This window comes from uncultured Rhodococcus sp. (assembly GCF_963525155.1).
GTDB lineage: Bacteria > Actinomycetota > Actinomycetes > Mycobacteriales > Mycobacteriaceae > Rhodococcus_F > Rhodococcus_F qingshengii.
The window spans coordinates 1-6,754 of record NZ_CAURKP010000235.1 but is presented as its reverse complement, the minus strand read 5'-3'; the positions used below and the strand labels follow the sequence as shown (position 1 = coordinate 6,754).

The following is a 6,754-nucleotide window of genomic DNA, read 5'->3' as shown; positions in this document are numbered from 1 at the left end:
CGTCGCTGAGTTCGGCAATCCTATCGACCTCGGCATTGCTCAGCGGGCTGCCGCAAGCCGTCGAAAGACTCTCGCCCGGTTCTGCGAGTGCAGAGCCGGGCGAGAGGAAAGTGACGGTGATGCCGAGCGCGAGCGTCAACGGATACAGCCGCATCGGTTTCATCGGCTCAGACTAGGCGCCCACTGTCACAAACGTCCGGATTGGCGATCAGCTGAGGACCGCGTCGGCCTCGATCTCGATGAGCAGAGCGGGGTCGATCAGCGAGCTGACCTCGAGGATGGTCGTGGCGGGACGAATCTCGCCGAACACTTCACCGTGCGCGAGAGCGGCCTGCTCCCACTGCGTCATGTCGCGCAGGTACATGCGAGTGCGAATGACGTCGTCGAGCGAGGCGCCGGCCTCGGCCAGTGCCGCCTTGATCGTTTCGAGCGCTGCGCGGGTCTGATCTGTGAGGGTCTCACCAGGAGCGGTGGTGCCGGAGACTGCGATCTGGTTACCGATGCGCACGGCACGGGAGTAACCGATCTTGGGTTCCCATTCGGAACCGGACGAAATATTGATTCTGTTCGACATGCACCGAATTCTGCCAACAACTTCCCGGCCGTGGTGAGGCACGGTCGGGTATTCGCTCCATCTTGACATACCTTAGAACAAGTGTTCGACTTGGGGCCATGAGGTGGTCGGGTCAGGCATTGGATGCAGATGACGGAGCGCTACCCGGACTCGAACGAGCCGGGTTGGTTCGCTCCGTGCAGACTCCCGAGTTCGAGGGAATCACGTTTCACGAGGTGCTCTGCAAGAGCGCGCTCAACAAGATGCCCGAAGAGTCGACGTTGCCGTTCAGCTTCACCGTCAACGCTTTTCGTGGTTGCTCGCACGCATGCCGATATTGTTTCGCGAGACCGAGTCACGAGTATCTCGACCTCGACGCCGGCGCGGATTTCGACTCCCAAGTGGTCGTGAAGACGAACATTGCCGCGGTGCTCCGCAAAGAGTTGGCGCGAAAGTCCTGGAAGCGGGAGGCGGTGGCACTGGGTACCAACACCGATCCCTATCAGCGAGCCGAGGGCCGATACCGCTTGATGCCCGGCATTATTCGCGCGTTGACCGAATCCGGAACTCCCTTCTCGATCTTGACGAAGGGAACTTTGCTCCGACGGGACCTGCCGCTGTTGAAAATGGCGGCGGCGCAGGTCGACGTCGGAATCGGAGTGTCGTTGGCGATCAACGACGCTGCACTTCAGAAGCAGATCGAGCCTGGTACCCCGTCGCCGCGGGCGCGTCTCGAGATGATCCGCGCCATCACCGACGCGGGATTCTCGTGCAATGTCATGGTGGCGCCGGTCATTCCGTTCCTCACCGATTCCACCAGTCATCTCGACGGGCTGTTCGAGGCACTGTCCGAAGCCGGTGCGACGAGTGTGACGGTCTTCCCGATGCACCTGCGGGGGAGTGCTCGGGGTTGGTTCATGAATTGGCTTGCTCAGGAACATCCGGCGCTCATCCGTCGCTACCGCGAGCTGTACGGACGGGGCGCGTATGTCACTCCCGAATACAAGCGTTGGCTCGCAAGCCGTGTCGAGCCATTGGTCGAGCGCCATGGGTTGGGTGGTCGTTCGGAGCATCGAGACGTCAGTGCAGCTGGCAGTGAGCCGCGTGAGGCGCCCCGGGAACTGGTGGGTGCGGGAGCAGCTCTCACTTTGTTCTGACGGCCGCGGGCGCGTAAATCGGAGGCGCCCCGGACGTTTGCCGGGCTACATTCGCCTGGTGCTACTCACACTGACGTCCACCCCGACCCCGCAGACTCCTGATGCGACCGCGTTGAGCTACCTGCTGCACAAACATCCCGACCGCGTGCAAAGCTTCGACTTGGCGATCGGCACCGCCACGGTTCTGTACCCGGAGGCCTCAGCCGAAAAGACCACGGTGGCAGTGATTGTGGACGTCGACCCCATCGAACTTGTGCAGAGTAGGTATCGACGCGGCAAGAGTGGCGACAACTTTTCGCTGGGTGAGTATGTCAACGATCGGCCGTATGCGGCGTCGTCCATACTCTCGGTTGCTCTGTCGAAGCTGTTTCGCACCGCGTTGACGGGAACGTGCAAGTCGCACCCGGAACTCGTCGGAACCGAACTCGCGTTGACTGTCTCGATTCCGGTGGTTCCGTGTGGCGGCGATGCGGAATTGCCTCGTCGGTTGTTCGAGCCGCTGGGCTGGGATGTGGCCGCGATACCGGTGCAGCTTGATCCGCACCTGCCGACGTGGGGAAACTCCGACTTCGTGTCGTTGACGCTCACCGGGGAACACACGGTGCAGAGTGCCCTTCGGCACCTCTACGTGCTGTTGCCGGTCCTCGACGACGTGAAGCACTACTGGGTGGGACCCGACGAGGCAGACAAGTTGATCCGCGTCGCTGGAGAGTGGTTGGCGTCGCATCCGGATTCCGCGCTGATCATGTCCCGCTACCTGGCGCGTCGACGCGACCTGGTCGAATCGGTGGTCGATCGACTGATTCCCGACCAAGCAGAGGCGCAGATCGAACTACCGCGACCGGATCCGCCGCTGGCACGGCTTCGCGTCGACGCAGTTTTGGCGACGCTTCAGCGACTGCACGTCAGAACGATTGTCGACATCGGTTGCGGCGAAGGCAAACTGATCGAGGTGCTGATGCCGCACGCTCAATTCGACAAACTTGTCGGCGTCGATGTGAGCGCGCGCGAACTGACACGGGCGCAACGCAGATTGAAGTTCACCGAAATGTCCGACGCCCAACGTGAACGTGTGTCTTTGATGCAGTCGTCCGCGACGTACCGCGACGCACGCTTGAAAGGCTTCGACGCAGCCGTGCTGATGGAGGTGGTCGAGCACGTCGACACGGCGCGCCTGCCGGCGCTGGTCAGATCGGTCTTCGTGGACGCAGCACCGCAGTATGTGCTGCTGACTACTCCGAATGCCGACTACAACGTGCTGTATCCGGCATTGGCCGCGGGAGAGTTCAGGCACCCCGATCACAGGTTCGAGTTCTCCCGAACCCAATTCCGCGACTGGGCAACCGAAACGGCCCGAGTCCACGGCTATTGCGTGGAGTTCGAATTTGTCGGAGCAATTGATCCGGTCCTTGGCGGGCCGACACAGATGGCAATCTTCACGAAGGAGGCACGAACGTCATGACGGTGTACGAGATTCCAGATCTCGCCCTGGTAGTACTCATCGGCGTCAGTGGCTCGGGAAAGTCGACCTTTGCGGCGCGCCACTTCGGTGAGTACGAAACCCTCTCGAGTGACACATTCAGAGGGTGGGTCAGTGATGATCCGAACTCACAGGAGTCGACGTCCGATGCTTTCGAAGTGCTGGAGTTCGTCGCGGCCAAGCGTTTGCGACGCGGACGCCTCACGGTGGTCGACGCGACCAACGTCCAGCCCGCCGCGCGCAAGCGACTCGTTGCGTTGGCTCGCGAGCACGACATACTGCCGGTGGCAGTCGTGCTCGATATTCCGGAATCGGTCTGTTCTGCGCGCAACGACGCTCGCTCTGATCGGACGTTCGGACGCGACGTCATTCGCCGCCAGCACCAACAGTTGACTCGCTCGCTTCGCGGGTTGGGCAAGGAAGGTTTCCGTTCGGTTCACATACTCAGAGGTGAGGACGCGGTTTCCGAAGCCACATTCTTGCGCCACCCGCTCCGCAGCGATCTGCGTGTCGAGCGTGGTCCGTTCGACGTCATCGGTGACATCCACGGATGTCGAAGCGAGCTCGAGACGCTCCTCGTGAAACTCGGCTACACCGTCGACTTCGGGACGGATGGCAGAGCTGTCGATGCGGTGCCGCCGGTCGGGCGAACTGCCGTCTTCCTCGGTGACTACGTGGATCGAGGTCCGGATTCGGTCGGTGTGCTGCGTCTGGTCATGGGGATGGTCGCGGCGGGACACGCGATAGCGGTTCCGGGTAACCACGAGAACAAACTCGTCAAGGCGCTGCGCGGCAAGAAGGTCACGCCGAGTCACGGACTCGCCGAGACCCTCGAGCAGATGGCCACCGAGTCGGCGGAGTTCCGCGAAAGCGTCGTCGACTTCTGTGACGGCCTCGTCGCGCACCTCGTCCTGGACGACGGCAAACTCGTTGTCGCGCACGCCGGTCTCAAGGAGGACTACCACAACAGGGCATCCGGTCGAGTCCGGAGCTTTGCGCTCTACGGTGAAACTACCGGTGAGACGGACGAATTCGGCTTACCCGTTCGATACCCGTGGGCGCAGGACTACCGAGGATCAGCGATGGTCCTCTACGGTCACACGCCGGTGCACGAGGTGGAATGGATCAACAACACCGCGTGCCTCGACACCGGGTGCGTCTTCGGTGGATCCCTCACCGCCCTTCGATACCCGGAACGAGAGATCGTGTCGGTTCCGGCGGAGCAGGTTTGGTACGAGCCGGTGGTACCGCTGGCACCGCCGACTCGTGATCCGGATGTGCTCGATCTCGCCGACGTCCTCGAAACGACCGGCGTCGACACCGAACTGCGCGGTCGAGTGTCCGTTCGCACCGACAACGCTGCCGGCGCCTTGGAAGTGATGAGCCGATTCGCGGTCGCGCCGCAATGGCTGCGGTACCTACCGCCGACCATGGCGCCCTGCGCGAGCGCCCAATCCGATGACTATCTGGAACACCCGTCGACCGCGTTCGACGCATACCGGGCCGGCGGAATCGGAACAGTGATCTGCGAAGAGAAGCACATGGGTTCGCGGGCAGTGGTGCTCGTGTGCCGTGATCGATCGGTTGCTCAGTCCCGCTTCGACGCTCCGGATGCGCTCACCGGGATGGTGCACACCCGCACCGGCCGCCAGTTCTTCGACGACGACCTGACTCAGCAGTTGATCGACGACATCGCCGCCGCAGTCACCTCCGCTGGGTTGTGGGAAGAGCTGGGCACCGACTGGCTGCTCCTCGACTGCGAACTGTTGCCGTGGAACGTCAAAGCGGAAGGTCTGCTGCGCTCGCAGTACGCGTCGGTCGCGGCGGCCGGGCGATCAGACCTCACAGCTCGCGAGGCCGTGTTGGCGCGGGCCGGGTCGCGGGGCCTGGACGTGGCGGAGATGTTCGAACAGACAACTGTTCGGGCCGCCAGTATCGAGCGCTTCGGCGAGGCGTACCGACGGTTCGTGTGGCCGACGAACGGACTGGACGGCGTCACCATCGCGCCGTTCCAGATTCTGGCGGCCGAGGGCCAGTCGTACGGGGAACGGGATCACGAATGGCACCTCGGTATTTCGGATCGCCTGGCCGCGGCCGACCCGAGTCGATTTACCACTACACGTCGCCTGGTGGTCGATCTCGGTTCCGAGGACTCGGTGTCCGAAGCGACGAAGTGGTGGGAGTCGCTCACCGGCGACGGTGGTGAGGGGATGGTCGTCAAACCGCTGGCGAATCAGATTCACGGACCGCGGGGGTACAACGCGAAGGTTCAGCCAGGGATCAAGGTTCGCGGCCGGGAGTACCTGCGATTGATCTACGGTGCCGACTACCTCGAACCGTCGACACTTGCTCGGCTACGCAATCGCAACCTCGGGCACAAGCAGTCGATGGCGCTTCGCGAGTACGCGCTCGGCATGGAGGCAGTCTCCAGGCTCGTCGACCGTGAACCTTTGTGGCGAGCGCACCAGGCCGTGTTCGCGGTGCTGGCTCTCGAATCGGAGCCGGTCGACCCGCGGTTGTGACGGCCGGTGCGCGGGCTCGGATTGATACCGTCGGGTATGGGTGTGATTGCTCGCTTGGACGGTTTCAATCGACGCCATCCGTGGAGTCACAACGATCACTACGGCCGGTGGGTTCTACGTAATCTGCGCGGGGTCAGGTCCGGTCGCGCTCTCGACGTGGGGAGCGGGACCGGCAATCTGATCGACCTCTTGCGTCGGCGGTTCGACGTGGTGGTCGGTGTGGAACCCGACCTGACAACCTCGGCCGCCGTGCGCGCAAGGTTTGTCGACGACGAGAACGTGATCATCGACGCGCAGCGGATCGAGGACTTTGCATCCGAGGCGAAGTACGACGCGATCACAGTCGTCGCAGCGTTGCATCATCTTCCACTCGAAGAATCGATGAAGCAGCTGAGTAGCCTGCTCGAACCGGGCGGGCGGCTCGTCGTGGTCGGGTGTTATCGGTCGACCACACCCACCGACGCACTCCTGTCGGTGTTGGCGACCGTGTGCAATCCCGTCGTCGGAGTCGTCAAGCATCGACGGGTTGCTTTCGAGCCACTGAAGGCGATGACAGCTCCCACCGCGGAACCGGGTGAGTCGATGGCTGACGTCCGGCGCGCGGCCGCGTTGTGTCTGCCAGGTAGCCGGATCAGGAGACGACTGTTCTGGCGATACACCCTGATCTACGACGAGAGTCCGGCCGGCGCGTCGGTGGGGGAGTGAGTAGACCGTTCCGGTTCCTGGGGAAACGCGCGTCGGCCGAACCCGACTATCGCCAACGAAGCGATCATCAGAGCGACCCCGATGCCCGCCAGATGTGAGAGCCCGCCACTGTCGACGACGGCCGCACCGAGCAGAGCGCCCGTTGCAATCGCGATCTGGAACACGACAACGTAGATGGCCGAGGCACGGTCGGTCCCGATAGGGACGGCGCGCAGAACCGAGGACTGGAGGCAGATCGGAACGGTAGTGAACGCCGCACCCCACAAGATCGTGGCGACGACAGCGAACGCTCCCATCGACGGCGCCAAGAGCCAGAAGATGGCCAGCGCGCCTGCCA

The 6,754-nt window shown here is 63.0% G+C and carries 5 protein-coding genes and 1 pseudogene; 4 read left to right on the top strand and 2 right to left on the bottom strand.

The window, feature by feature from the left end:
• Window positions 1-208: 208 nt before the first annotated feature.
• Window positions 209-574, bottom strand: coding sequence for a RidA family protein (locus RWT78_RS26790; RefSeq protein WP_019748335.1), 366 nt, complete (start codon window positions 572-574; stop codon window positions 209-211).
• A 98-nt stretch (window positions 575-672) separates the two neighbouring features.
• On the opposite strand from RWT78_RS26790, the gene RWT78_RS26785 reads away from it, so the two are divergent.
• From RWT78_RS26785 to RWT78_RS26770, 4 genes are read left to right on the top strand one after another with little or no spacing between them, the layout of a single operon-like run.
• Window positions 673-1,710 carry an Rv2578c family radical SAM protein gene (locus RWT78_RS26785; RefSeq protein WP_314682056.1) on the top strand — a complete coding sequence of 346 codons (1,038 nt, stop codon included), beginning with the start codon at window positions 673-675 and terminating at the stop codon, window positions 1,708-1,710.
• A 37-nt stretch (window positions 1,711-1,747) separates the two neighbouring features.
• Complete coding sequence (locus tag RWT78_RS26780; RefSeq protein WP_118607278.1) at window positions 1,748-3,172, top strand: 3' terminal RNA ribose 2'-O-methyltransferase Hen1; 1,425 nt, start codon at window positions 1,748-1,750, stop codon at window positions 3,170-3,172.
• Window positions 3,169-5,712: a polynucleotide kinase-phosphatase gene (locus RWT78_RS26775; protein WP_314682052.1), complete on the top strand. Its 2,544-nt coding sequence runs from the start codon at window positions 3,169-3,171 to the stop codon at window positions 5,710-5,712. The genes RWT78_RS26780 and RWT78_RS26775 overlap by 4 nt, the downstream gene beginning before the upstream one ends.
• 36 nt (window positions 5,713-5,748) lie before the next feature.
• Window positions 5,749-6,417, top strand: a complete 669-nt coding sequence (locus RWT78_RS26770) for a class I SAM-dependent methyltransferase (protein WP_314682049.1) — start codon at window positions 5,749-5,751, stop codon at window positions 6,415-6,417.
• Here RWT78_RS26770 and RWT78_RS26765 read toward each other — a convergent pair.
• Window positions 6,378-6,754 (bottom strand): annotated as a pseudogene (locus RWT78_RS26765) (MFS transporter); the annotation flags it as partial. The gene RWT78_RS26770 and the pseudogene RWT78_RS26765 sit on opposite strands and share 40 nt — an antisense overlap.

What these genes read in the sequence shown, in the direction of transcription:
- RWT78_RS26790 (WP_019748335.1), bottom strand. Translation starts at nt 574, where the DNA reads ATGTCGAACAGAATCAATATTTCGTCCGGTTCCGAATGGGAACCCAAG.
- RWT78_RS26785 (WP_314682056.1), top strand. Translation starts at nt 673, where the DNA reads ATGAGGTGGTCGGGTCAGGCATTGGATGCAGATGACGGAGCGCTACCC.
- RWT78_RS26775 (WP_314682052.1), top strand. Translation starts at nt 3,169, where the DNA reads ATGACGGTGTACGAGATTCCAGATCTCGCCCTGGTAGTACTCATCGGC.
- RWT78_RS26770 (WP_314682049.1), top strand. Translation starts at nt 5,749, where the DNA reads ATGGGTGTGATTGCTCGCTTGGACGGTTTCAATCGACGCCATCCGTGG.